The 23,511-nt window shown below is 42.4% G+C and carries 21 protein-coding genes; 9 read left to right on the plus strand and 12 right to left on the minus strand.

What is annotated here, in order from left to right; genetic code table 11:
* Positions 1-66 precede the first annotated feature (66 nt).
* A complete protein-coding gene (locus AC0N32_RS15730; protein WP_476394806.1) occupies positions 67-1,359 on the plus strand; it encodes an MFS transporter in 1,293 nt (430 codons plus the stop codon).
* A gap of 51 nt (positions 1,360-1,410) precedes the next feature.
* On the opposite strand, the gene AC0N32_RS15735 is transcribed toward AC0N32_RS15730, so the two are convergent.
* From AC0N32_RS15735 to truA, 3 genes are all read right to left on the minus strand, one after another.
* On the minus strand, positions 1,411-1,623 hold the full coding sequence (locus AC0N32_RS15735) for a hypothetical protein (RefSeq protein ID WP_072883545.1): 213 nt from the start codon (positions 1,621-1,623) through the stop codon (positions 1,411-1,413).
* Positions 1,624-2,093: 470 nt separating this feature from the next.
* Positions 2,094-3,854, minus strand: a complete 1,761-nt coding sequence (locus tag AC0N32_RS15740; RefSeq protein ID WP_476394807.1) for an ABC transporter ATP-binding protein — start codon at positions 3,852-3,854, stop codon at positions 2,094-2,096.
* 805 nt (positions 3,855-4,659) lie between these two features.
* Entirely contained in the window at positions 4,660-5,403 is a 744-nt protein-coding gene (gene truA, locus AC0N32_RS15745) for a tRNA pseudouridine(38-40) synthase TruA (RefSeq protein ID WP_476394866.1), read from the minus strand.
* 129 nt (positions 5,404-5,532) lie between these two features.
* Here truA and lpxK point away from each other — a divergent pair, with 129 nt between their 5' ends.
* The 5 genes from lpxK (at position 5,533) to AC0N32_RS15770 (ending at position 10,659) form a co-directional block, all read left to right on the plus strand.
* Positions 5,533-6,558, plus strand: coding sequence for a tetraacyldisaccharide 4'-kinase (lpxK, locus tag AC0N32_RS15750; RefSeq protein ID WP_476394808.1), 1,026 nt, complete (start codon positions 5,533-5,535; stop codon positions 6,556-6,558).
* The gene (locus AC0N32_RS15755) at positions 6,542-7,366 is read left to right on the plus strand and encodes a purine-nucleoside phosphorylase (RefSeq protein ID WP_476394809.1); all 825 of its coding nucleotides are present in this window, start codon (positions 6,542-6,544) and stop codon (positions 7,364-7,366) included. Before lpxK ends, AC0N32_RS15755 begins: the two co-directional genes overlap by 17 nt.
* A gap of 80 nt (positions 7,367-7,446) precedes the next feature.
* Entirely contained in the window at positions 7,447-7,962 is a 516-nt protein-coding gene (locus AC0N32_RS15760) for a TlpA family protein disulfide reductase (RefSeq protein ID WP_476394810.1), read from the plus strand.
* 80 nt (positions 7,963-8,042) lie between these two features.
* The gene (gene dinB, locus AC0N32_RS15765) at positions 8,043-9,140 is read left to right on the plus strand and encodes a DNA polymerase IV (protein WP_476394867.1); all 1,098 of its coding nucleotides are present in this window, start codon (positions 8,043-8,045) and stop codon (positions 9,138-9,140) included.
* 46 nt (positions 9,141-9,186) lie between these two features.
* Positions 9,187-10,659, plus strand: coding sequence for an alpha-amylase (locus AC0N32_RS15770; protein WP_476394811.1), 1,473 nt, complete (start codon positions 9,187-9,189; stop codon positions 10,657-10,659).
* Between the two features lie 59 nt (positions 10,660-10,718).
* Here the strand turns inward: AC0N32_RS15770 and AC0N32_RS15775 are convergent, their stop codons facing one another.
* Both AC0N32_RS15775 and AC0N32_RS15780 read right to left on the minus strand, forming a co-directional pair.
* On the minus strand, positions 10,719-12,047 hold the full coding sequence (locus AC0N32_RS15775) for a carboxylesterase family protein (RefSeq protein WP_476394812.1): 1,329 nt from the start codon (positions 12,045-12,047) through the stop codon (positions 10,719-10,721).
* 62 nt (positions 12,048-12,109) lie between these two features.
* Positions 12,110-13,009 (minus strand): helix-turn-helix domain-containing protein, encoded by a 900-nt coding sequence (locus AC0N32_RS15780; RefSeq protein ID WP_476394813.1) that lies wholly within the window; start codon positions 13,007-13,009, stop codon positions 12,110-12,112.
* 165 nt (positions 13,010-13,174) lie between these two features.
* Between AC0N32_RS15780 and AC0N32_RS15785 the strand changes: the two genes are divergently transcribed.
* The 3 genes from AC0N32_RS15785 (at position 13,175) to AC0N32_RS15795 (ending at position 17,110) form a co-directional block, all read left to right on the plus strand.
* On the plus strand, positions 13,175-14,230 hold the full coding sequence (locus AC0N32_RS15785; protein WP_476394814.1) for an NAD(P)-dependent alcohol dehydrogenase: 1,056 nt from the start codon (positions 13,175-13,177) through the stop codon (positions 14,228-14,230).
* A 637-nt stretch (positions 14,231-14,867) separates the two neighbouring features.
* Complete coding sequence (locus AC0N32_RS15790; RefSeq protein ID WP_476394815.1) at positions 14,868-16,271, plus strand: hypothetical protein; 1,404 nt, start codon at positions 14,868-14,870, stop codon at positions 16,269-16,271.
* Positions 16,272-16,372: 101 nt separating this feature from the next.
* The gene (locus AC0N32_RS15795) at positions 16,373-17,110 is read left to right on the plus strand and encodes a DNA-binding domain-containing protein (protein ID WP_476394816.1); all 738 of its coding nucleotides are present in this window, start codon (positions 16,373-16,375) and stop codon (positions 17,108-17,110) included.
* 1,079 nt (positions 17,111-18,189) lie between these two features.
* On the opposite strand, the gene AC0N32_RS15800 is transcribed toward AC0N32_RS15795, so the two are convergent.
* From AC0N32_RS15800 to AC0N32_RS15830, 7 genes are all read right to left on the minus strand, one after another.
* Positions 18,190-19,464 carry an alkaline phosphatase family protein gene (locus AC0N32_RS15800; protein ID WP_476394817.1) on the minus strand — a complete coding sequence of 425 codons (1,275 nt, stop codon included), beginning with the start codon at positions 19,462-19,464 and terminating at the stop codon, positions 18,190-18,192.
* Between the two features lie 122 nt (positions 19,465-19,586).
* Entirely contained in the window at positions 19,587-20,336 is a 750-nt protein-coding gene (locus tag AC0N32_RS15805) for a T9SS type A sorting domain-containing protein (RefSeq protein WP_476394818.1), read from the minus strand.
* 3 nt (positions 20,337-20,339) lie between these two features.
* Positions 20,340-20,867, minus strand: a complete 528-nt coding sequence (locus tag AC0N32_RS15810) for an ankyrin repeat domain-containing protein (RefSeq protein ID WP_476394819.1) — start codon at positions 20,865-20,867, stop codon at positions 20,340-20,342.
* Complete coding sequence (locus tag AC0N32_RS15815; protein ID WP_476394820.1) at positions 20,864-21,409, minus strand: YceI family protein; 546 nt, start codon at positions 21,407-21,409, stop codon at positions 20,864-20,866. The genes AC0N32_RS15810 and AC0N32_RS15815 overlap by 4 nt, the downstream gene beginning before the upstream one ends.
* Positions 21,410-21,420: 11 nt before the next feature.
* On the minus strand, positions 21,421-21,759 hold the full coding sequence (locus tag AC0N32_RS15820) for a c-type cytochrome (protein WP_476394821.1): 339 nt from the start codon (positions 21,757-21,759) through the stop codon (positions 21,421-21,423).
* Between the two features lies 1 nt (position 21,760).
* The gene (locus AC0N32_RS15825) at positions 21,761-22,606 is read right to left on the minus strand and encodes a DUF5777 family beta-barrel protein (protein WP_476394822.1); all 846 of its coding nucleotides are present in this window, start codon (positions 22,604-22,606) and stop codon (positions 21,761-21,763) included.
* Between the two features lie 124 nt (positions 22,607-22,730).
* Entirely contained in the window at positions 22,731-23,381 is a 651-nt protein-coding gene (locus AC0N32_RS15830) for a Crp/Fnr family transcriptional regulator (RefSeq protein ID WP_476394823.1), read from the minus strand.
* Positions 23,382-23,511: the final 130 nt, after the last annotated feature.

Consider the following 23,511-nt stretch of genomic DNA (forward strand, 5'->3'; position numbering starts at 1 on the left):
GACGGCTGTTTTAATAAATTTCCTTCAGTACTTTTACATGTTTTGAAAAAGAAATATCTTTCCGTCATGAAAACTTCTCAGATTACCACAGCCCAGAGAATCAAAGCCATTGTGGGAGGTTCTATCGGAAACCTTGTAGAATGGTATGACTGGTACGCCTATGCTGCGTTTGCCATTTATTTTTCCAGGGCTTTCTTTCCGGATTCCGATATGACGGCACAACTGCTCAATACCGCAGGAATCTTTGCCGTTGGTTTTCTGATGCGTCCTGTGGGAGGATGGCTATTCGGAAGTATTGCCGACCGGGTGGGGAGAAAAAGAGCCATGACATTTTCTGTTTTGCTGATGTCTTTTGGCTCATTACTGATTGCGCTCACTCCTACTTATAACACCATAGGCGTATTGGCTCCGTTGCTTCTGCTTATCGCAAGACTGCTTCAGGGATTAAGTGTAGGCGGTGAATACGGGGTTTCAGCAACTTACCTCAGCGAAATGGCAACTCCTGAAAGGCGTGGGTTTTATTCCAGTTTCCAATATGTGACACTGATCGGAGGACAGCTGATCGCGCTGGGAATTCAGCTGATTTTACAGAAATTATTGCTCACCGAAAGCCAGCTCGAAAACTGGGGATGGAGAATTCCTTTTGTTATTGGAGCGATCCTTTCCGTAATTGCCCTGTACTTAAGATCAAATCTCCACGAGACTGAAGCTTTTGAAAATAAAAAGAGCATGAAAGAAGACAAGAAAGGAACTGTAAAAGAGCTTTTAAAACATCCGAAAGCCTTACTTACCGTTGTAGGACTTACCTTAGGGGGCACTTTAGCTTTTTATACTTACACAACCTACATGCAGAAATTCCTGGTGAATACCGTTCATCTCACGAAGGAAGAATCTACCTTGATTTCATTTATATCCCTGTTTATCTTTGCCTGCCTTCAGCCCGTTTTCGGAGCTCTTTCAGACAAGATCGGGAGAAGACCTTTATTATTAAGTTTCGGAATTCTGGGAACGGTATGCACTTATCCTTTGCTGAATGCATTAAGCACAACCACTTCCATGTGGGGTGCTTTTTTCCTGATTATGTCGGCACTGATTATTGTAAGTGGCTATACCTCAATTAATGCAGTGGTAAAGGCCGAGCTTTTCCCTGCGGAAGTGAGGGCCCTCGGTGTCGGCCTTCCTTATGCTTTAACGGTCGCTATCTTCGGAGGTACGGCAGAATATATTGCACTGTGGTTCAAGCAGCAACATATTGAGCATTATTTCTACTGGTATATTACGGGCTGCATATTCTTTTCACTGGTGGTCTATTCGAGGATGAAAGACACAAAGCATACCTCTTCGCTGGATAAGGATTAAAAGTATACCTAAAAAATTCGCGGCTCAGAAAATCTGAGCCGCGAATTCTATTTAATGATAAGCTTGCTTAAATTTTTGAAGGATATTATCCAGATTGTGTCTCTGAACATATACGCTTTTTACATCTTCATATCTTGGTGACTTGTAAAATACTTCGTGGAAATCCATACTGCCGTTCCCCACTTTCACCACTTTTTGAACTTCGATATTCAACTTTCTCAATTCATCTTTAAAAACCTGAAATTCGTCTTGGATATTTTTCATCTATTTTTTGGATTTTAATTAAAACTACCTTTTTATATCAAACACCCTACCAAAATCCGGGGGTATTCCTGAAATCTAGCATAAAGGTAATGAATTTATCAACATAAATATCATAATTACTTGATATTTTCGCAAAAATTAATTCATTTAACAATCACTTTAACAAAATTTATACCAATCGAATAATTTTACAATCACCGTCAAAAAATTAAACGAAATCTGAGGATTGGTGTAAAGCCTAGTATCAAAAAGCTTTTGCGTACTATTAATTCAAGAAAGCTTTTGTGAATTATTCTATGTTGAAGTGAATGCTGACCCACTGAAATAATTCGATAAAAGAAGAAATAATATCAGAAAAAGACTTCATTAAATCCTTCAGCCATCATTATTTTGCCGGTAAAAAGCTGAATAAATAAAAAAAAGAGGTTAAAACCCTGCTGATTCTAACCTCTATTCTATGTATCTGAAAACTATTTATTACTTTCTTCCTCTTCCATTTCCACTTCATGTCTCAGCTGGGCCTTATACAAAGTAGCGTAGTAACCATTTTTGTCCAGCAGCTCGAGATGTTTGCCTTCTTCTACGATTTTACCATGTTCCATAACGATGATCTTGTCTGCCTTTTCAATCGTGGAAAGCCTGTGGGCAATGATGATGGAGGTTCTGTTTTTCGTGATCTTTTCGGTAGCCCTCTGGATCAGCTTTTCACTTTCATGATCGATCGATGAGGTGGCCTCGTCGAGGATCAGGATTTTAGGATCAGACAGATAAGCTCTGAGGAATGACAAAAGCTGTCTCTGGCCCAGTGAAATCGAAGAACCCCTCTCACTGACCACATAATCATATCCGCCGGGAAGGCTTTCAATAAATTCATCCACTTCAATTTCCCTTGCTCCCGCTTTGATGTGTTCGAGGGTAATGGTGTCATCCCCAAACGAAAGATTTTCGAAAATACTTCCGTGGAAAAGGAATACATCCTGCAAGACCACCCCGATATGACTTCTGAGGCAGTACAGTTCATAATCCTTCAGATCAACATCATCAATCAGGATATTTCCGGAATTGATATCGTATAATCTGGTGATCAGGCTGATGATGGTTGATTTTCCTGCACCGGTTGCACCCACGATGGCTACTGTTTCGCCGGGGTTTACTTTAAAATCGATCCCTTTTAAAACTTCCTGCTTTTCGTCATACGCAAAATGCACATTCTTGAATTCTATTTTTCCGTCAAAATGATCTTTCTGAACCGTCCCGTTATTCGGCATTGAATTTTCTTCATCCATAAGTCCCAAAACCCTTTCGGCCCCCACGATCCCTCTCTGAATATTATTAAACCGGTCTGCGATCTGCCTTAAAGGACGGATCAGCATGGAAATATACTGGATAAAGGCGATCACCACCCCCGCACTGATCGTGATATATCCTCCGTAAAAGAGGATAAACCCAATAAAAAGCGAAGAGATCAGTTCGACCACCGGGAAGAAGAGAGAGAAAATGAAAACCGTTCTCAGCAAAGCGCCCTTCAGGGTAATATTGATGTCATCAAACTTTTTAAATTCAGATTCCTGGCGGTTGAACACCTGAATGATCGGCATTCCGGCCAAACGTTCCTGAACGAAAGAGTTCTGATTGGAAGTCCAGGTTCTCTCATCTCCGAAAGCTTTTTTAAGCCTTTTCTGAAAAAATCTGGTAATCACGACCATCAAAGGCAGAATAGCCAGTGTGATATAACTGAGATGCACATTGGTGCTGAACATCATCACGAGGACGAAAACGATTCTCAGCACATCCCCGAAAACCATCAGGAAGCCATCCGTATACACCGTAGCAATGGTCTCCACATCTCCTACCGCGCGGGTTACGAGCTGCCCGATCGGCGTTTTGTCGAAAAATGATGTTTTGAAATAAATGAGTTTATTATACAGTCTCTGCCTGATATCCCGGATCACATTCTGCGAAATGTAATTGGAAAAATACACCAGAAAGAAATTTAAGACCGTTTCAGCAAACACCAAACCTACCAACAGGTAGATATGCTTCATCATTAAAGCTTTATCCTGCAGTCTGGTGATGTCATTATCCACGACTTTCATGGTAAGATAAGGCCGGTAGGTAGAAACGATTGCCAGTATGATGGAGATAATCAGCGTAAGGATGAACCACGAACGAAATTTCATTCCGATAAAGAACAGCCTTTTGACAATACCCCAGGTATCTTGTTTTTTCATTGTACGAGTTGAAGAAAGAATTATGTTAAAATCCTATGCAAAAATAAGACTTTAAAATTTGACAAACTTTATAACCTGATGAAATCCTCATGAAAATTTCAGATGATCCCGATTTATGACATAGATGGTTTGATGCGCCTTGTTATCTCTGATTTCACGTTCTTTACCCCGGATTACACGTCTTAAACGTATATTTATACGTCTTATATATATTGATATACATCTTATATACATCAATACACGTTTTATATATATTTACAGACGCTTTATACATATAAATCTAAGTTTTACAATAATCTTTATACGTCTTATACGTCTCCCGACACGTTTATCACCTAAGCCGAGAAGTATATCACCTATCCGAACGGTTGTGTAACGTATCAGGATCAATCGCAAAACCAGCAGGATGAGTAAACAACGCCTGTAGACGATTAAATCACTTTCGGGAAAGCGTAAAGAACCTTGCTCAAGATCTGAACAACCGCACTCAAGAATTAAATAACCTCAACATCTTTAGTATATGGTCAGATGCACAAAACTTCGTGAGCTTATATAAGTGAAACGGCTTTGTGAAACTTAAAAGCAGCTAGTAGTCAAAAAAAACTTCGCGAACTTTGCGTTCAAACATACAGTAATTTAAAGAACCAAATAACTCCACAGTTCAAAAAATGCCTAATGCACAAAACTTTGCGGCCTTATATAAGTGAAACGGCTTTGTGAAACTTTAAAACAGTTAGTAGTCAAAAAAAAAACTTCGCGGACTTTGCGTTCAAACCCTCAAGTCTTTGCATTAAAACCAGAATCTTTAAAAATTCAAATCAAAATCATACCCCACATCCACCAGGTACAATCCGTGAGCCGGAGCAGAAGTCCCCGCAGAATTCCTGTTTTTGTTCTCGATAACTTTCCGGAGATCTTCGGGCTTTAGTTTCCCGGCACCGACATCGACCATCGTTCCCACGATCGCCCGTACCATATTCCGGAGAAAGCGGTTGGCTGAAACGGTAAATTTCAGTTCGCTTCCCTCCTGCTCCCACTCTGCTTTGTAGATTTTGCAGATATTGGTTTTGTTGTCGGTGTGAAGTTTGGCAAAGCTGGTAAAATCTTCATATTCGAAAAGGATCTTGCAGGCTTCATTCATCCTGTTGATATCGAGAGGCCTTCTCCAGTGCTGCCAGGCAGACTCTTCCGTGAAAGGATTTTTTTCTAAAGAAATATAATATTCGTAGGTTCTGTACGTAGCATCAAAACGAGCATGGAAGTCATCTTTCACCCGGAAGATCCTTTTTACTGAAATATCCGGAGGCAGGAAACTGTTCAGCTTTCTGGGAAGATCCTGGTCCAATATTTTTTCCGTATTAAAATGAGCAAAGATCTTTTTGGCATGCACGCCCGTATCCGTTCTTCCCGCGCCGGTGGTTTTGATGCCTTCCCTTAAAATGGTGGAAAGTGCTTTTTCCATTTCTTCCTGCACGGAAACGGCATCCGGCTGAATCTGGTAGCCGAAATAGTTTTTACCGTTGTAAGAAAATTCAATAAAATATCTCAATGTAATAAAATAACGCTGCAAAATTAATTTAATTAAATGATAATCGCGGATACATTTTTTAAAATAAATCTCGAAACTTAGCTACCATAGTAAGCTAAATCCATATGAAATTCCCTATTTTTGCAAGGTATGAAAAGATGGTACCTCTATCCCTTTTCCCTAGGTTATCGCATGGTAACGGGTATCCGAAATACGATGTATGATCTGGGAATTTTTAAATCGACGAAATTCAGGACTCCGATCATTTGTGTCGGGAATCTTTCTGTAGGCGGCAGCGGAAAATCGCCTATGGTGATGTATCTTGCGCAGTTTTTGTCTAAACATTACAGAACCGGCGTGCTTTCCAGAGGCTATGGAAGGCTCACGAAGGGCTATGCCGTGACCAACTACGAAAGCAACTACAAGATGGTGGGTGATGAAGCCATGCAGCTGTTTGAACGCTTCAAGAACCGTTTCGTTATCGCTGTTTCGGAAGAAAGAGTTCCCGGTGCTAAAAAAGTAATCGAAGATATGGATCTTGATGTTCTGGTATTGGACGATGCGATGCAGCATAGGGCTATAAAACCTGGATTCACGATCATGATGACCGATTTTAATGATCCTTATTTTAAAGACTACCTTCTTCCGGCAGGTGATTTAAGGGAATCCAGAGCGGGATCCGGGAGAGCAGACATCATCATGGTAAGCAAATGTCCCGATGAGCTGACAGAGGAGACCAAGCAGTATTATATCTCGCGGATAAGACCTTCGGAACATCAGAAAGTATTCTTTTCATCTATCGGTTACGACGAAAATGTGTACGGTAAGGAAAAGATTCTTCCGGACAACAACCTGAATTATTATGACATCCTTCTCATCACCGGAATTGCCAATCCGAAACCATTGCTGGATCATCTTGCCAAGTTTTCGCAACGGGTAAAGCACCTGAAGTTCCGCGATCATCATAATTTCACGGAAGCCGATATTAAAAACATTGTGGCCGAATACAAAAAGCTGGGCGAATATAAGCTGATCTTAACCACGGAAAAAGATTACGTACGTCTTAAGACCTTCGATTATCTGAGGGATATCGTCTACTACTGGCCGATCAATGTGATTATTGACAGGAAGGAAGAATTTAACCAAATCATCCTGGATTATGTTAGAAAAAATTAAGAAAACCGCTGATTTCATACAAAGCATCATTAAAGAAGTTCCTGATTTTGCGATCGTATTGGGCTCTGGATTAGGCAAACTTCAGGATGAGGTGGAAGCCATCCACACACTGGAGTACGCTGAAATCCCTGATTTTCCGCAGACAACGGTAGCCGGACACAGCGGAAAATTAATCTATGGAATCCTGGAAGGCAAAAAAGTTCTGATGATGAGCGGCCGCTTTCATTACTACGAAGGGCACTCTATGGAGCATGTGGTTTTCCCGGTCAGGGTTTTTCATATGCTGGGAATAAAAAACCTTATTCTCTCTAATGCTTCGGGCGGAGTAAACTCCAATTACAACATCGCGGATATCGCCATTATCAAAGATCACATCAACATGATGCCTGAACATCCGCTGCGTGGAAGGAATATCGATGCATTCGGGCCAAGGTTTGTCGACATGAGCGAGGCATACAGCAAAAAGATGATTTCGGTGGCTGAAAAAGTTGCCTCAGAAAACAATATCAACATCCATCAGGGAATATATGTTGCCCTTCAGGGTCCGACTTTTGAAACACCTGCCGAATACGGAATGATCAAAGCCATCGGTGGAGACATGGTAGGCATGAGTACCGTTCCCGAAGTGATCGTCGCCCGACATATGGGAATGGACGTTTTCGGAATCTCCGTGATCACAGATCTCGGCGGGCCGGATATCGCTTTTTCCGTTTCGCATGAAGAAGTGCTGAATGCCGCCAACAAAGCAATGCCAAACGTGATCACCATCGTGAAAGGCCTGGTGAAAAACTATCCGGGCGAATTATAGAATTTTTCAATACTACCCATTTCCGGCAACGGCTTTCCAATTGCTTTTCATTGTTTAGATTTGCAGAAATGATTTTAAATATGAAGAAGCTGTTATTATTATTCATGATCGGGATTTTCGGGTTAATTTCTGCTCAGGAGACTCCCAAAGTTCTCAAAACCAGTTTTTCAAAAGAGGCACTCCTTCAGAAAGTGGAAGATGAAGAAGGCAAAACGTTGACCTTACAGCAGATCCTGGATCAGCATAAAGGAAAAGTTCTGGTGCTTGATTTCTGGGCCGGCTGGTGCAGGGATTGTTTAAAAGCGCTCCCGAAAGCAAAAGAATTAGAAGATCATAATACAAATATCGATTTCGTTTTCCTTTCCTTAGACCGATCCAAAGAAGGTTTCGACAAAAGCCTGGAAAGGTTTGAAATGAAAGACAAAGAGAATTACTGGTTCGCTTCCGGCTGGAAGAATGATTTCAATAACTACATCGACCTCAACTGGATCCCAAGATATATGGTGATCGACCAGAAATCCGCCATCGCCAAATATTACGCTATTACACCGGACGATCCGGAAATCCAGGCAACTATTGATAAGCTTTTGAAATAAGGTCAAAATAAAGCAGAGGCATCAACCTTGAATAAAAAACCTTGAACTTTAAACTCTACAGGAATCCATATCTTTGCGGTATGGATTCTTCTTTTCCCCTTCGTAAAATTATTCATGTCGATATGGACGCATTCTATGCTTCTGTGGAGCAGCATGATAACCCTGCCCTTAAAGGGAAGGCGATTGCCGTCGGAGGAGAACACCGCGGCGTCGTTGCAGCGGCAAGTTATGAGGCCAGAAAATTCGGAGTACGTTCTGCCATGCCCAGCAAAACAGCCAAAGAGAAATGCCCGCACCTTATTTTTGTTTCGCCAAGGTTTCAGCGGTATAAAGAGATTTCAAGAAAAATACGGGAGATCTTTTATGAATATACCGACCTGGTAGAACCGCTTTCTCTGGATGAAGCATATCTCGATGTCACCGAAAATAAAAAAGATATAGAATCGGCCAACCAGATTGCCAGGGAAATCCGTCAGAAGATCTTTGAAGAAACCGGATTAACAGCTTCCGCAGGGATATCTATTAATAAATTCTTAGCGAAAGTAGCCTCAGACATCAATAAGCCAAACGGGCAGAAGACCATTCACCCCGATAAAGTGGAAAGCTTTCTCGAAGATTTGCCTGTCGAAAAGTTTTATGGGGTAGGAAAAGTTACAGCGAACAAAATGTTCAGTTTAGGTATTTATAAAGGAAAAGATCTAAAGAAGCGATCTATCGAAGATCTGACCCGGATATTTGGCAAGTCCGGCGCTTATTATTATCATGTGGTCCGGGGAATTCACAATTCTGAAGTAAAGCCTCACCGTATCCAGAAGAGTGTTGCAGTGGAAAGAACTTTTTTTGAAGACCTTTTCGATGAACAGCAGATCAATGAAAAACTGCAGAGCCTCAGTGAAGAACTTCACACACGCCTCCAGAAAAACAATATCCTCGGCAGAACCCTGACCCTGAAAATTAAATATAAAGACTTTTCGCTGTTTACCCGAAGCATGACCCGGGAAGAATATTTCTCCTCAGCAGAACAGTATTTCAATACCGGAAAGCAGCTGTGGGAGCTTCGTCCTTTTGATAAACCTGTACGCCTGCTGGGTCTTTCCCTTTCGCAACTCAATACAGAAGAGAAAAAACAGGTATCTGTTCAACTAAAAATTCCGTTTACAGAGTTTAACGACCAATAATCTCGAAAAATTTCATTATATTGTAGTAACCAAATTTTACAATTTTATGAATGAAACGATGATTCAGTATTTCCACTGGTATTCCGAAGGAAACGGAAAGCTATGGAAAGAAGCAGAAAAAAACGCAAAATATCTGGCAGAATTAGGAATTACCTCCGTGTGGTTCCCTCCTGCTTACAAGGGTTCTTCAGGTGGCAATTCGATCGGCTACGATGCTTATGACCTTTTTGATCTCGGTGAATTTGACCAGAAAGGAACCATCCCCACAAAATACGGAACCAAAGAGGATTATATAAAAGCCATTAAAGCTTTAAAAGAACAGAACATCAAAGTGATTGTTGATATCGTGCTGGGACATAAAGGCGGAGGAGATGAGCTTGAAACCTTCAAAGCCGTAAAAGTAGATGAAGAAAACAGGGAAAAAATCATTTCCGATGAGATCGAGATCCAATCGTACACAAAGTTTACCTTTCCCGGGCGCGGAAACAAATATTCGGATTTCGTTTGGAACTATACCTGTTTCAGCGGTGTAGATTATGCCGAAGGAATGGAATCCCATATCTATAAGATCAAAAACGAATACGGAACGAAGTGGGAAGAGATGATCGATGATGAAAAAGGAAACTACGATTATCTCATGTTCAATGACGTAGAGCACCGGAATCCTTTTGTACGGGAGGAACTCAATAAATGGGCCATGTGGTACTTCGAAGAAACCGACTTTGACGGCGTACGTCTGGATGCCCTTAAACATATTTCATTCGATTTTTATAAAGAATGGCTTACGCTGCTGCGCTCGAATTCCGGGAAGAACATTTTTGCCGTCGGTGAATACTGGGCACCGGGATACCTCAGCCTTCTGCAGAAATATATAGAAGTGACGGAAGGATGTATGAGTCTCTTCGACAGTTCCCTACAGAATAATTTCCATACTGCTTCCAATGAAGGAGACTCTTACGATCTTCGCAGAATCTTTGATGAAACCCTTACACAAGCTGATCCTCTGCATTCGGTAAGTCTGGTTGATAATCATGATACCCAACCGTTACAGGATCTTGAAGCCCCGGTAGAAAGCTGGTTTAAACCTTTGGCTTATGCGCTGATCCTGCTTCGTGTCGATGGATATCCATGCGTATTTTACCCGGATCTTTATGGCGCTCATTATGTTGATAAAGACAAAGAAGGCAATGATCAGGAGATCTTTCTGGATAAGGTTGACGGTATTGAAGAACTTCTTAAGGCAAGAAAAGATCATGCTTACGGCGAACAGCGCGATTATTTCGAAGATGCCAACTGCCTGGGTTGGGTTCGTGAAGGAGATGATGAACATTCCGGATGTGCGGTGGTTCTGAGTAATAAAGAAGCCTACGAAAAACCTATGGAAATGGGTGAAAGATACATCGGTAAAACGTTTTATGATGCCCTTGGAAGATTTGAGGACAAAGTAACGATCGATGAAAACGGATGGGGAAACTTCCCGGTTCCGGCCGGCAATGTGAGCGTCTGGATTCCTGAATAATCCTTTTAAACACAAATGACACCGGTATAAAATCAGTGTCATTTGTGTTTAAATTAAATCTAAACCTTCCGCAACCTGAGGATTTCCGGTCTTTCGGACTGTTCTGATATTTTCCCGGTTCTGGCAAATTCTGCCCAGAGTGCACGAAGCTTTCTTCCGTTTTCCCGGATGTATTCCCAAGGGACGTCTTTCAGGAGCTCTGCCGATTTCCAGGCTTCTTTATTTTCAAAGATTAAAGGAAGGTCCACACAATGGGAAGTCCCGATATAATTATTCTTTAAAGTAGAATGAATGATAAACTGGTAAATGTTTCCTCCACCGGATGCATAATTTTCGGCAAAGATCTTCGCCGGCTTTTCATAGATCGATTCTGTTGTTTTCCTTACGATCTTATTCAGAATGTTCTGGGGCAGATAAGTGTAAAGGCCTTGCCGGGCTGTCTTTACATAGAACGCTGTTTCATCCTGGTTGGAACCTATTAAAACATCATATTTCCCTGCATTCTTTTTCCATTGGCCGAGGCTTTCTTCTTCACGGCATAACGGCGGATATCCATACTGTGTGCAAAAAGGCATTGAGGTTTTCAGGCCGTATTTTCTGAATGAAGGTAAAAATTTCACATAGCCTTCCACCATTTTCAAAGGATCGGGTTCGTCTTTTAAAAGATGCGTTTTCCTGAAAAACTCCAGGGACATATTCTGTCTCCGGGTTCTGAAACCCAGCGGGGCACTGTGAATAATCGCCCGTTTAAACAAACCTTCCACCCCATCTGAAATCATGAGATGGGCAATGGCATCACCTCCCGACGACTGGCCGAACATCGTAATGTTTTCAGGATCTCCTCCGAAATCACGGATGTATTTTTTAATCCATTCCAAAGCGGCCATGATATCATACAATCCCAGATTGGCGGGTCTTTCTTCATCCCCTCCCAAAAACCCGAAGAGCCCTAAACGGTATGATAACGAAACCACTATGATATGCTGTTCTTTTACCCAGGCGGAAGGATCGGAAGTAGGAAGATCGCCACATCCGATTTCGTAGGAACCGCCATGAATCCATACGATGACCGGGAACTTTTCATCTTGATTAAAATCTTCCGGGCGTGTAATGGTAAGAAACTGTGTTGATTCTTCAGGCACGAAACGATCGACATCGGTTTTCTGAATCAGCCTGTCAAGCAACGGGCTTACATTCTGCGGGCAAACCGGCGTTTTATCCGGAATTTCATGTACCTCGGCGTATGTTAAAAGCTCAGGCCTTTTAAATCTTTGGGAGCGGGCATAGCGAATGCTTTTGGCTTTGATAACGCCATTTTCCTTTACTGCTGAAATTTCACCGAAAGAAGTATAAAAAGTATGAACTCCCCTATGCTGCTGTGTTGTCATCCACGAACAAATTATGTTTTACCTTTAAATGTAGTGATTAATCTTTCTCCGGCCAAAGGTTTCTACTGTAAAGCTTTGTACGCGGTGGGAGACACTCCGGTTTTGGCTTTGAACAGCCTGGTAAAATGCTGGGGATATTTAAAGCCCAGGTCATAAGAGATTTCACTGATGGATTTTGCAGGATCTGCAATCTGCTTTTTTGCAGCTTCAATAAGCTTGTTGTGAATAAATTCTTGGGCAGAAATGCCGAGTTCCTTTTTCATCAGGTCACCAAAGTAATTTGCTGAAAGATTCAGCTGTTCGGCAAAGTAATTGACCATCGGGAAGCCGATCGTCTTAGGCTTTTCGGATGCCAGATACTCACTCAGGAGCTTCTCGAATCTGCCGATCACGCCTTGGTTGATATGGTCCCGGGTAATGAACTGGCGGTCATAGAAACGCATACAGTAGTTCAGGAATAGCTCGATATTATTAACAATGAGGGATCTGCTGTGCTTATCGATGGAATGTTCCAGCTCAAACTTTATATTCTTGAAACAGTCGAGGATAATCTCTCTTTCTTTCTCCGAGAGATGGAGCGCCTCGTGGACGTCGTAGGAAAAGAAGCTGTAATCACTAATATTCTTACCCAGATTTGTCCCTTTGATCAGATCGGGATGAAACACTAGTGCAAAACCGGCCGGCTGTATGTACTTCCCGTCGTTATTAATGCCGTATTCCTGACCCGGTGCTATGAATACCAGAGTGCCTTCCTGGTAATCGTAGCTGTTTTTGCCGTAATACATATCCCCGCATACCACATCTTTCAGAAAGACCGTGTAAAATCCGAAGGCCCGCCTGAACTGGCAGATAGGATCCGACTTGGAGAAATCGATGATGCTCACCAGCGGATGCAGGGTTTCATGGTGTACCATTTTGTTGTATTCGGAAATGCTGCTGATGAGATCGACCTGATTTTTCATAGTAATGGAATTCTTTCGGCATCAAAATTACCACATTTAAGGCGCAGATTTTGTGGTCACGGTAAAATTGGTACGTCATTCTGTAATCTGTATAAGAATGATTACCTGTAAACCACCGATTTTTGTAACACTGTAAAATATTTATCATTAACTAAACTTAATATAATGAGCACATTCACCGTAAAAGCTTTCGGCGCAGCGTCCAGGACTGCAGATCTGGCCGAAATGAGCATTGAAAGAAGAGAAGTAACCCCCAAAGACGTGGAGATTGAAATTCTCTATTGTGGCGTCTGCCATTCGGATCTCCATACGGCGAGAAACGACTGGGGAGGCTCGATGTACCCTGTTGTTCCGGGTCATGAGATCGTAGGAAGGATCACCAGTGTCGGCAGCGAAGTTTCAAAATTTAAAGTGGGCGATCTGGCTGCCGTGGGATGTATGGTCGATTCCTGCGGACACTGTGACAGCTGTAAACAGGATCTGGAGCAATACTGCCAACACGGATTCACAGGAACCTATAACGGGAAAGACAAACATCTCGGAAACCAAACCTTCGGAGGATATTCCCAGAAAGTGGTCGTGGATGAGCATTTCGTTCTGAGTGTTCCTGAAAACCTTGACCTCGCCGCAGTTGCCCCTCTCCTATGCGCCGGGATCACTACCTGGTCACCATTGAGACACTGGAATGTAGGTCCGGATTCTAAAGTTGCCGTAGTAGGACTTGGCGGACTTGGGCACATGGCGATCAAACTGGCCAAAGGACTGGGTGCTGAAGTGACTTTATTCTCAAGAACACCCGGTAAAACCGAAGATGCTAAAAAGCTGGGTGCCGATCATGTCGTGATTTCCACAGAGCAGGAACAGATGGATGCCGTAAGAGGTAAGTTTGACGTAATTATCGATACCGTTCCTTATGAACATGACATCAATCCTTATATGCATACCGTGGCCCTGAACGGTACATTGGTGCTGGTAGGTTTTGTGGGACAGTTTGAGGAAACCAAGCCAAGTACGGTGCCGATGATCTTCCAGCGCCGCTCGGTAGCCGGATCGCTGATCGGAGGTATAGCAGAAACCCAGGAATTGCTGGACTTCTGCGGCAAGCATAATATTGTTTCCGACATTGAGCTGATCAAAATGAGTGAGATCAATGAAGCCTACGAAAGAATGCTGAAAAGCGATGTTAAATACCGCTTTGTGATCGATATGCAGTCCCTGTAATCTGCCTCATCATTACCTTTAAAAAACTCTCTGCGGAGAGTTTTTTTTGTTTTATATAAGAGGTAAAAAAAAGTAGTCTTACTTTGACTACTTTTCAACAGCAAATGTAAATATTTTATGATTACACCCCAACAATAATCATTTGTTTTTTAATATGTTAAATGGCAAATCTTGTCAAAAAACGGTCATTTTTACGCATTTTGACCAAATTCCAGATACCATAAAACCTACTGATTCTTAGACGTTTGAGAACATATGTAGTCAAAGTAAGACTACTTTTCATAAATGATGAAAAACCAAACGATTAGCCCTCCACGACTCCCTTCATTCCTGCATTTCTGCGTAAAAGCGTTATGCTTCATCCTGTTCGATAATGAACCTTTTCCTTTAAAGATTACTTCAAGCCACTTCAGCCGTCCTCCGCCCTTGGGTTTAAACACAAATGGCACGAATGATTTTGCACGAATAGCACTAATATTTTAAAAAGAGTAAGAGCCAATTTGTTTAATCTCTGCGAGCTCTTATAAGCGAAGCGGCTTTGTGAAACTTAAAGCATCATGCATTAAAAAAAACTTCGTGTCCTTCGTGTTCAATAACTAAAGTAATCTAAAAATTAACAACTTATAATACATAAACAATGAAAAACATTATTACAGTGGCTGTTCTATTTATCAGCCTTAATTTGTTCGCTCAGGTGGGGATTAATAATATCTCCCCGAAAGCAACCCTTGATATCAGTCCTAAAACCACCGACGGCAGCAAACCGGAAGGTCTTATTATTCCACAATTGGACGGAAATACACTCAAAGCAGCAGCGTATGGAACAGCCCAAAAAGGAGTAATCGTCTATGCTAAATCAGCAGCAAGTCCTACCGATACCAAAACCGTGAATGTTACAGCGGAAGGCTATTACTATTTTGACGGAAGCGTATGGCAGAAAATGGCCGGTGCAGCAGCCGGCGATACCACCAATGACGCCTGGGTAAATGACACCACCAACGGCCTGGTAAAATTAGGAACAAAGGCAGATGGTACAGCCAGAGCCGCAGGAACAGACTTCTTGGCGAAAGACAATGGTCAGGTGGGAATAGGAACGAGCAGCCCTGATGCCAGTGCAGCTTTAGAAGTGGCTTCTGCCAACAAAGGAATGCTGATTCCAAGAGTAGCCCTGACAGGTTCTACCGACCAAACCACCATCCCTTCTCCGGCTACGGGACTAATGGTGTACAATAACGGAGCAGCAGGTTTAACCTTTAAAGGTTTTGTCTTCTGGAACGGTACGGAATGGAGATCGGTGAATAACAATCCTACGATATCTCCGGCGATTGCATCTCTTAATTGTACGGATTCTTCTACTTTTCCGGCAACCTTTACATCCGGTACTGCTTATAATGGAACGCTTACAGTTCCTTATACCGGAGGTAACGGAGGAAGCTATTCTTCAGGAACTTCGTTCTCCCAAAACGGACTGACGTTTACCTTAAATCCGGGTACGCTGAATTATGGAAACGGCTCCATATCTTACTCTATATCGGGTACACCTAATTTTACCTCTCCCAATACTATTTCAGTCCCGCTAAGCTTTCTGGGACAGAATTGTAGTACTACTGTTGGAGAAAATGTAAGTGTTAGTCCGATTCAATATTTAAAAAAGGTAATCAGCCCTATTCCTACAACAACTGATGCTGCTGTTCAGAATGCAACTAAAACTACTTTTGGGAATTTGTCAGTTAGATATGGGGGTATACCTTCTAACGTTGCAAATAGTTCTAATTCAATTCAGCTAAGCTCTTCTATAACAACCCAAATGGGCATTTGGGCAAATAGAAATGGATATGATACTATAACAACCCCAACGGTTAATGCTAATAGCTGGACAGGGTGGGGTACTAGTTTTAATCCTATAACAAGAGATCAGGCTACAATATTAGTATCCCTGTATGCAACAGGCGAATTATATCGTATTACCTTGTTGTGCAATGATAATATGACAAGTCCGACAGTAGCAAGTAATATTACCTTCTTCATCGAGAAATTATAGCCTAGGTTACAAATTTCATATCCGTAAACCTTACAGGTTTTAAGAACCTGTAAGGTTTAATAACCAAACTTCAATACATCAATACTTAAAAATAAAAAACAATGGCAAAAATTCTTCACCGCATCAAAGCGTATCTGTACGATAACGTTTTAACGAAAGACAATCCCAATGATTTCACGGCGCGTACGGCGAGTGAGCGCAGCCTTAATGTTCAGCAGATCTGCCAGGCAGCCGTGTCCCGTGGCGGGGCAGATATCTCGGCTTCGTCTATGGAGCACGCGACAGAGCTATTCCTGAAAGAAATGGCTTACCAGCTGTGTGACGGCTTTTCCGTAAACACGGGCTACTTTACGGCAAGCACAACCATCCGCGGGGTGTTCGACAGCCCTTCGGAGACTTTTAACAAAGATAAGCACAGCATTATCTTCCAGTTCAACCAGGGCGAAAAGCTGAGAGCAGAGATCCCTAACATCGAGGTTAATATCTTAGGAGTAGCAGAATCTTCAGCAGTGATCTTACAGGTTACCGATGTCAAGAGCGGTTCTGTGAATGATCTGCTTACCCCGGGCAGAAACCTGAAGATCGCGGGCAGCAAGATCAAAGTAACAGGGGAAGATCCTTCGGTGGGCGTGTTCTTTATCAACGCCGCTACGCAGGCCCGGACGAAAGTAGACGCATCCGATATCGTTACGAATAATCCTTCGGAGATTATCGTGGTGATTCCGGCATTGGAAGCGGGGACGTATCATCTGGAGGTGGTGACGCAGTTTACCAAGAACAGCTCTTTTCTGAAAGAACCCAGAGTGGCAGCTTTGGATAAATTGCTAAGTGTTGAATAAAAACAGGAATGGGATAAGGCAGCAGCTATCTTGTCCCTCGTCCGAAAGAAGGTGTTTCCTTAGCACGAAGGACAGTGTTTCCCTCGCTCGAAGGAAGGCGTGTCCTCAGCACGAAAGAGATAGGATATTTTATTAAAGCTCATATAAGCTCAAAGTATTCCATTATGAGGGGTGGGAATTTTCATCAAGTGTGTTGACTCCGGTCTGGGAACTCTTTCCCGGCCGGAGTTTTTTTGTTGGAGAGTGGTGGCTTAGAGTGTGGCAGCGTGATAGAACCACCCCGTCGTAAATTCCGTTGGAATTTTCGCCACCCCTCCAATGGAGGGGAATTGTGAGCGGTCGGTTTTAGATAGCGAAGGGGGTACATACAATAGCAGGACTGTTGGCTTCGAGTCGCCTCAGCCACCATTGGAATTGAGGGCAATAATTAGGTTGGAGGGTTGTTAGGGTTTTAGAGTATCTGAGCATGGATATTATATTCCACGGAACGACAAAAAGTAGTCGACTGGCGTGGCCTGAGGCTCTCGAAGGCCCTCAGCCACCATTGAACAGATGTCACCGCTTTCCCTGTAACAGTAACCCCAAATTCCACCGTAAGAAGACCCTAGTAAAAATTCCCCTCCCCTGGAGGGGTGCCAAAAATTCTCTGAATTTTTGGTGGGGTGGTTTAAGAAGATTTCGGTAGTAGTGGCTTCGGCTCCGCTCAAATGTGGTTAAAGCGTATGGCTTGCACTCGGATTGCGTAATAAACCACCCCGTCGTAAATTCCTTTGGATTTCCGCCACCCCTCCGGTGGAGGGGAATTGTGAGCGGTCGATGTAAGATGAGGCAGGGGTACATACACTGGCAGAACTGGTGGCTTCGAGTAACCTCAGCTACCATTGAACAGATGTCACCACTTTCCCTGTAACGGTAACCCTAAATTCCACCGTAAGAAGAGAGTAGTAAAAATTCCCCTCCTTCGGAGGGGCGCCAAAAATTCAGGGAATTTTTGGTGGGGTGGTTTAGCAAGATTCCGGTAGTGGTGGCTTCGGCCCCGCTCAGCCACCAATAGGTCGGAGGGATTGAGCGTGAGTTTTTTATTTTAAGGTTTCCTTTAATACCTTCAATTTTCCGTCGATAGGCTGATCGATCTTTAATCCTAAGATATGGGCTACCAACGGATATACGTTTACGTTTTCAAATTCATCAACTGTTATATTCTTTTTGAAAGCAGGGCCCCAGGCAAAGAATGTCGATTTCATTTCGGGGACAATAGCGGGATTGTAGCCGTGTTTTCCAATGGTGGTTTTTTCTCCTTTTCCAAGAAATACCTTTGGGGCTTTAGGAATCAGGAGAATCTGTCCTATCCTTCCGTAACGGTCGTCTCTGGTTGCGAAATGCAGATACCGGGGCAGCTTTTTGTCGAGATATACTTCATAATCTGCGGTTTTTCCGGCCTTCAGTTCTTTATAGGTCTTTTTAACCTCATCGGGATTTTTAACATATACCCTCAGTAAAGTCTGGGAATTGTAGATATCAAACCTGTTTTCATCAAGCAGCAGTTGGGGGATTTCAAGAGGATGTCCGCCATCTACTTTCAACATGCCATGATCGGATACAAAAACGAAGCTTACATTTTTTAATCCTAATGCATTTACCCTTTGCACCAATGCTCCTATTGCCTGGTCTACTTTATGCACGGCTTCTTCCGTTTCCGGGGAATCGGGACCGAAATGATGCCCGCTGGCGTCAACTTCCGGAAAATATAGGGAAATGAAGTGAGGCCTTTGATCCATAGGCAGCTTCAGCCAGTCGATCACTTTGTCTACTTTTTCTGTGGGAGAGAACTTCTGGTGGTAATGGTAGTAATACGTGGGACTTGCACCGCCTGCGTTACTTGCGGAGCCTACCCACATTAAAGAGGCAGAGATCATCCCCTGCTTTTCGGCGAGTGCCCAAAGCGGAGTACCACCGTACCAGCTGCCGTCTTCGGCATTCGCCCTGTCGCTCATAGCATAAGCTTCTTTCCTTTTATAATCGTAAAAATAATTATCAATCAATCCGTGATGTGAAGGATAGAGCCCCGTGATCAAAGTCCAGTGATTGGGGAAAGTAATGCTGGGATAGCTCGGGATCATCGCTTTCGCCTGAACACCTTCGCCTGAATATTTTAAGAGGTTTCCGGCATTGTACTTCCTGGCATAATCGTACCGGAAACCGTCTGTAGAAATCATGATGACATAGGGTTTTGTCTGGGCTTCAACACTGTTGTATCTGTTGGGTACCATCACTTGTGCAGTGTCTACCGCTCCTTTCTGAGCAAAAAGGACTGATGAAAAGATCAGCAGCAGTATTTGCAATCTTTGTTTCATTATTTAGAATTTTATGCAAAGTTAGCTTCTGGGATAGTGTTAAAAAAATTTGCCGGGTTAAAAAAACATTAGAAGCATGAAATATGGGCATCAAAAAAGCCACTTTTCAGTGGCCTTTCGTTTTATTCTTTGATTAATTGTTCAAAAGCGGTAGATCCGTCTTTAAGACTTATTTCGAGGTAATAATTTCCGGCTTTAAGATCGGAAACATTGATTTGCTCGCCATCCATTTTTACTGTTCTTACCTTTCTTCCGGTCGGTTCAAAGATATCTACCGATTTTATTTTGTCGGCGTTTTTGAAGCTTACGGTTTCTTTTGCCGGATTAGGATACAGCACTACTTTTTTGTTTTCTGCGGCCACTTCTCCTGTTGCGAGTACAGAAGTTCTGGTTAATGTTGCATAATCCCTTAAAGAATTGTGATAACCTAAAGCCAAATTACTCGCTCTTCTGGCATAGAAGATCTGAATACTGGAATTATTGTTTGCAAGAGCAAAATCTCCAGAACCACCTGCTAAGCTTCTTGTTGCCACAATCGTTCTTGTACTTCCTGAAACTATATTGGATGTAACTGTCCAGTCTTGTGATGCGTCTGCCGAAGGGGTAAGTCCTATTCCGTTAAATGTATAATCTCTGTTAGCAGAAGAATTATAAATAAAGCCATCCGCCCCGCTCGCCATTCCACTGGATCCGAAGCCAATACCCAGCATTGAACTGCTGTCACCTGTTAAAGTCATCGTGACTGTTGTAGGATCGGTCACTATTTTTACCGTCATAGAAGCGGTGGGTAAATTCACCGTACCTGTCGAAAAAGACTGTGCTCCGATCGTAGTCGCCAGAGCCATTGATAAAGTAAGTAGAACTTTTTTCATACGTTAATTTTTTAAGAGATTAATTATTTCTTTATTATTAGTCTGCAGGGCGTACTCGAAAGGAGTCATTCCCTGTAAATCTTTAATGGATTTATCGGCTTTGTATTTCAGGAGCAGTTCCGTTAATTCTTTATTACCCGACTTCACCGCCCAGAACAAGGGTGTCGTTCCGTTGGCATCTGTAATATTAGGGTTTGCGTTTTTACTCAGGAGATACTCTACAAGCTCTTTATTGTATCTGAAGGCGAGCCCGGACAGTGCTGTTCCTTCATTGCTTTTGTAATTGATGTCTTTCACATTGTCAGCCAAAAATTTAGCTACTTCCACATTCCCTCTGTAGCAGGCGAGAATAAGGGGTGAAAAGCCAGCTTCATTGGTTTCATTGATGACGTTGGGATCCTTTTTCATCAGGTCTTTCACTTCTGCTACCGTTCCGGTACGGGCAATATCAAAGATCGTTTTCGCCTTTTCCTGGGCAAATGTAAGTGTGAATCCGAGAATCACACTTAACATCAGCATTAATTTTCTCATTGTTTTACCAATATATAGTTATATTCAACGTTTACCGTTTCGGCGACTTTTTTCATCACCATTTTAGGGATGGTCACCTTGTGGTCAGCCGCTTTTACAGCGAACCCTCCGGTCATATAGATTTTACCGTCCTTCGCATAGATGGTGGCCGCTGAATTGTATGCCTTAGCCACACCGTGAAAATTAAGGGTACCCTGAACGGTATATTTCTGAGGTGAAGCCGTAAGCTTCGATTTATCAAAATTCAGCACTTTGCCGCTAAAGGTGGTCTTCGGATACTTGGCTGTTTCGGCATAGCTTTCGTTGAAATGCTCTTCCATCAGTTTTGTTTTAAAATGAAAGTTTTTCACGACAGAAACAGAGGCGATATCACCGGTGTCTGCGTTGAGCACCACAACATTGTTGTCGTCCTGTGCAAACACATCTTCAAAAAGAGGCACAGAAGCTTCAAAAGTGACTTTTCCGGTCTTCGACATGTATTTCTGGGCAAGAATAAAGTTGCCGGAAATCATTAAAACCATTAATAAGAGCAGTTTTTTCATAAGAATACGATTTAGTTTTCGGTAAGCCCGTCGGCTTTCCATTTGGTGATGATATTGATTTGGGTAGGAGACAGACTTCCCCCCTGCGGCATTTTCAGAGGATCTCCGGTGGGTCTGCTGATCCTGTTGATGATATTGTCGATATTGGCCTTTACCTGATCATAATTGGTAAGCGCCTGTGCTCCGGGAGAGTGGCAGCTCACGCAATTTGCCTCGATAATGGCTTTTACATCCTTATTGTAAGTCACCTTTTCTGTGATCGGCGTGCTGTCGGAAATCTCTTCATAGGTTCTGCTGTCACAAGCAATTACTGCAACTGCTGATGAAATGATATAGATAAACTTTTTCATATTAAAAAACTCTATAAAGGTTAAACCCAAAGAATATCTGTCCTTTTCCCCATCTTCCGGTAGCATTCGTAAGATACCCGATATCCGAATTGATCTGGGAGTTGGTGAATAAAAGCTGGAAAACGTGTCCTCCGGTTTCTATATCCATCCCCAAAGAAAGCGGGTTTTTGTAGAAGCTGTGATTATCAAAATTCACAAAGTATTCTGCATTGATGGATATTCTTTTCGAAATCTTATATCTTCCCCCGATCCCCGCCAGAAACTGATCTTTATCTTCTATCGTAGGCTCATAAAGGTTTTTATGAACGTAAGACGGCGTAAGCTGCAAGGAAAAATCGTCATTGAATCTTCTTGAAATCAGTGCCTGCGTAAGATAAGACAGACGGTCCCCGAACTTCAGATGAGGATAATTGTCTGTGCTTAAATCAGTATTTACCGCCATCACGTTGTAGCCAACGATATCGACCGGGAAATTTTCGTTTTGCTGTACCAATCTGTATTTTGCACCTCCCTCAAACGTTTTCTGGTTGGTTTCTCTTGATAAATTAAATGAAAGCCAGTCTGTCGCTCCATAAATAGCCCCTAATTTGGTGGAGGCATCATCCAGCCCGAAAAAGTCTTTAAATCCTTTGCTTACATCTCCGAAACGGTGGGCTACTACAATGTACCATTCATTTTTTGCCGCAAGCTTTGTCGATTGTCCGGTGACGATCTGCAATGCCTTAAAGGCAGGTTGGGAAGTGTCAGTGTTTTTTGCCTGGATGGTGTCAATATCTTTCAGAAGGTCCTCCTGGGCGAAGGCAAATCCCGAAAATAATAGCGACAACAATAACACAGTTTTTGTCATACAGTTTATATTAAAATTTAAGTATGACAAACTTATAGACTTATCGCCTCAAAATCGTGTGATAAAAGTCACCGACCGGATTGTTTTTATCAATGAGATTATTAAATTAATTACATCTGAATTGTTAGTGCTGTGTAACATTTTCATTTACAGGCATTTTTATCCCTTCCCTGGTCTGTATTATTTCGCCTTCATTTTCCACTTTCTTCAAAACCCTGCTTATTACTTCTCTTGATGTGCCGAGATTGCTGGCGATTTCGCGGTGGGTAAGCCTGATGGGATTGTTGCCGGTAAGCGAAATCTGCTGTCTGATGTAGTTTAAGACCCTTTTGTCCAGCCTGTGGAATACCGCATCATTCACCATGCTCATGACATCGGAGAATCTTTTATCATATTCGTGGTAAAAAACCCTGTTGATGGCAGGGAATGCGATCAGCCATTCATGCACGACCGAAACCGGGATCAGCATTACCTGAGAATTTTCTTCAGCGATGGCATAAACACGGCTCACATAGTCGGTGAAGATGGATGAGAAAGTCATGAGACAGCTGTCATTTGCCCGGATGTAATAATAAATAAGCTCTCGCCCGTCATTCAGAGTAAAAACCCTGATCGAACCTTTGATCAGAAAGGGGACAAATTTATTTTTCTGTCCTTCGCGGATGATTTCGCTCTTTGCCTTAACATCAGTAACGATGGCATGCTTGTCCAATTCGTGTAGAAAATCTTTACCCAGGAATCCAAATTTATCGAGAATAAATTGATTGTTTATCATATCCTAATACCATATCTTGGAGCAAAGATATAAAATTGTTAAGTCGGTCACTTATTTTTTTAATCTATTAACGAAATTTATATATAAATAACAAATCGACACTGAAAAGTACATTTATCTATATTTCACC

It is taken from the genome of Chryseobacterium endophyticum, assembly GCF_056333165.1.

Excerpts from the sequence above, each read along its gene's own strand:
- AC0N32_RS15730 (WP_476394806.1), top strand. The coding sequence starts at position 67 with ATGAAAACTTCTCAGATTACCACAGCCCAGAGAATCAAAGCCATTGTG.
- AC0N32_RS15735 (WP_072883545.1), bottom strand. The coding sequence starts at position 1,623 with ATGAAAAATATCCAAGACGAATTTCAGGTTTTTAAAGATGAATTGAGA.
- AC0N32_RS15740 (WP_476394807.1), bottom strand. The coding sequence starts at position 3,854 with ATGAAAAAACAAGATACCTGGGGTATTGTCAAAAGGCTGTTCTTTATC.
- lpxK (WP_476394808.1), top strand. The coding sequence starts at position 5,533 with ATGAAAAGATGGTACCTCTATCCCTTTTCCCTAGGTTATCGCATGGTA.
- AC0N32_RS15755 (WP_476394809.1), top strand. The coding sequence starts at position 6,542 with ATGTTAGAAAAAATTAAGAAAACCGCTGATTTCATACAAAGCATCATT.
- AC0N32_RS15760 (WP_476394810.1), top strand. The coding sequence starts at position 7,447 with ATGAAGAAGCTGTTATTATTATTCATGATCGGGATTTTCGGGTTAATT.
- dinB (WP_476394867.1), top strand. The coding sequence starts at position 8,043 with ATGGATTCTTCTTTTCCCCTTCGTAAAATTATTCATGTCGATATGGAC.
- AC0N32_RS15770 (WP_476394811.1), top strand. The coding sequence starts at position 9,187 with ATGAATGAAACGATGATTCAGTATTTCCACTGGTATTCCGAAGGAAAC.
- AC0N32_RS15775 (WP_476394812.1), bottom strand. The coding sequence starts at position 12,047 with ATGACAACACAGCAGCATAGGGGAGTTCATACTTTTTATACTTCTTTC.
- AC0N32_RS15780 (WP_476394813.1), bottom strand. The coding sequence starts at position 13,009 with ATGAAAAATCAGGTCGATCTCATCAGCAGCATTTCCGAATACAACAAA.
- AC0N32_RS15785 (WP_476394814.1), top strand. The coding sequence starts at position 13,175 with ATGAGCACATTCACCGTAAAAGCTTTCGGCGCAGCGTCCAGGACTGCA.
- AC0N32_RS15790 (WP_476394815.1), top strand. The coding sequence starts at position 14,868 with ATGAAAAACATTATTACAGTGGCTGTTCTATTTATCAGCCTTAATTTG.
- AC0N32_RS15795 (WP_476394816.1), top strand. The coding sequence starts at position 16,373 with ATGGCAAAAATTCTTCACCGCATCAAAGCGTATCTGTACGATAACGTT.
- AC0N32_RS15800 (WP_476394817.1), bottom strand. The coding sequence starts at position 19,464 with ATGAAACAAAGATTGCAAATACTGCTGCTGATCTTTTCATCAGTCCTT.
- AC0N32_RS15805 (WP_476394818.1), bottom strand. The coding sequence starts at position 20,336 with ATGAAAAAAGTTCTACTTACTTTATCAATGGCTCTGGCGACTACGATC.
- AC0N32_RS15810 (WP_476394819.1), bottom strand. The coding sequence starts at position 20,867 with ATGAGAAAATTAATGCTGATGTTAAGTGTGATTCTCGGATTCACACTT.
- AC0N32_RS15815 (WP_476394820.1), bottom strand. The coding sequence starts at position 21,409 with ATGAAAAAACTGCTCTTATTAATGGTTTTAATGATTTCCGGCAACTTT.
- AC0N32_RS15820 (WP_476394821.1), bottom strand. The coding sequence starts at position 21,759 with ATGAAAAAGTTTATCTATATCATTTCATCAGCAGTTGCAGTAATTGCT.
- AC0N32_RS15825 (WP_476394822.1), bottom strand. The coding sequence starts at position 22,606 with ATGACAAAAACTGTGTTATTGTTGTCGCTATTATTTTCGGGATTTGCC.
- AC0N32_RS15830 (WP_476394823.1), bottom strand. The coding sequence starts at position 23,381 with ATGATAAACAATCAATTTATTCTCGATAAATTTGGATTCCTGGGTAAA.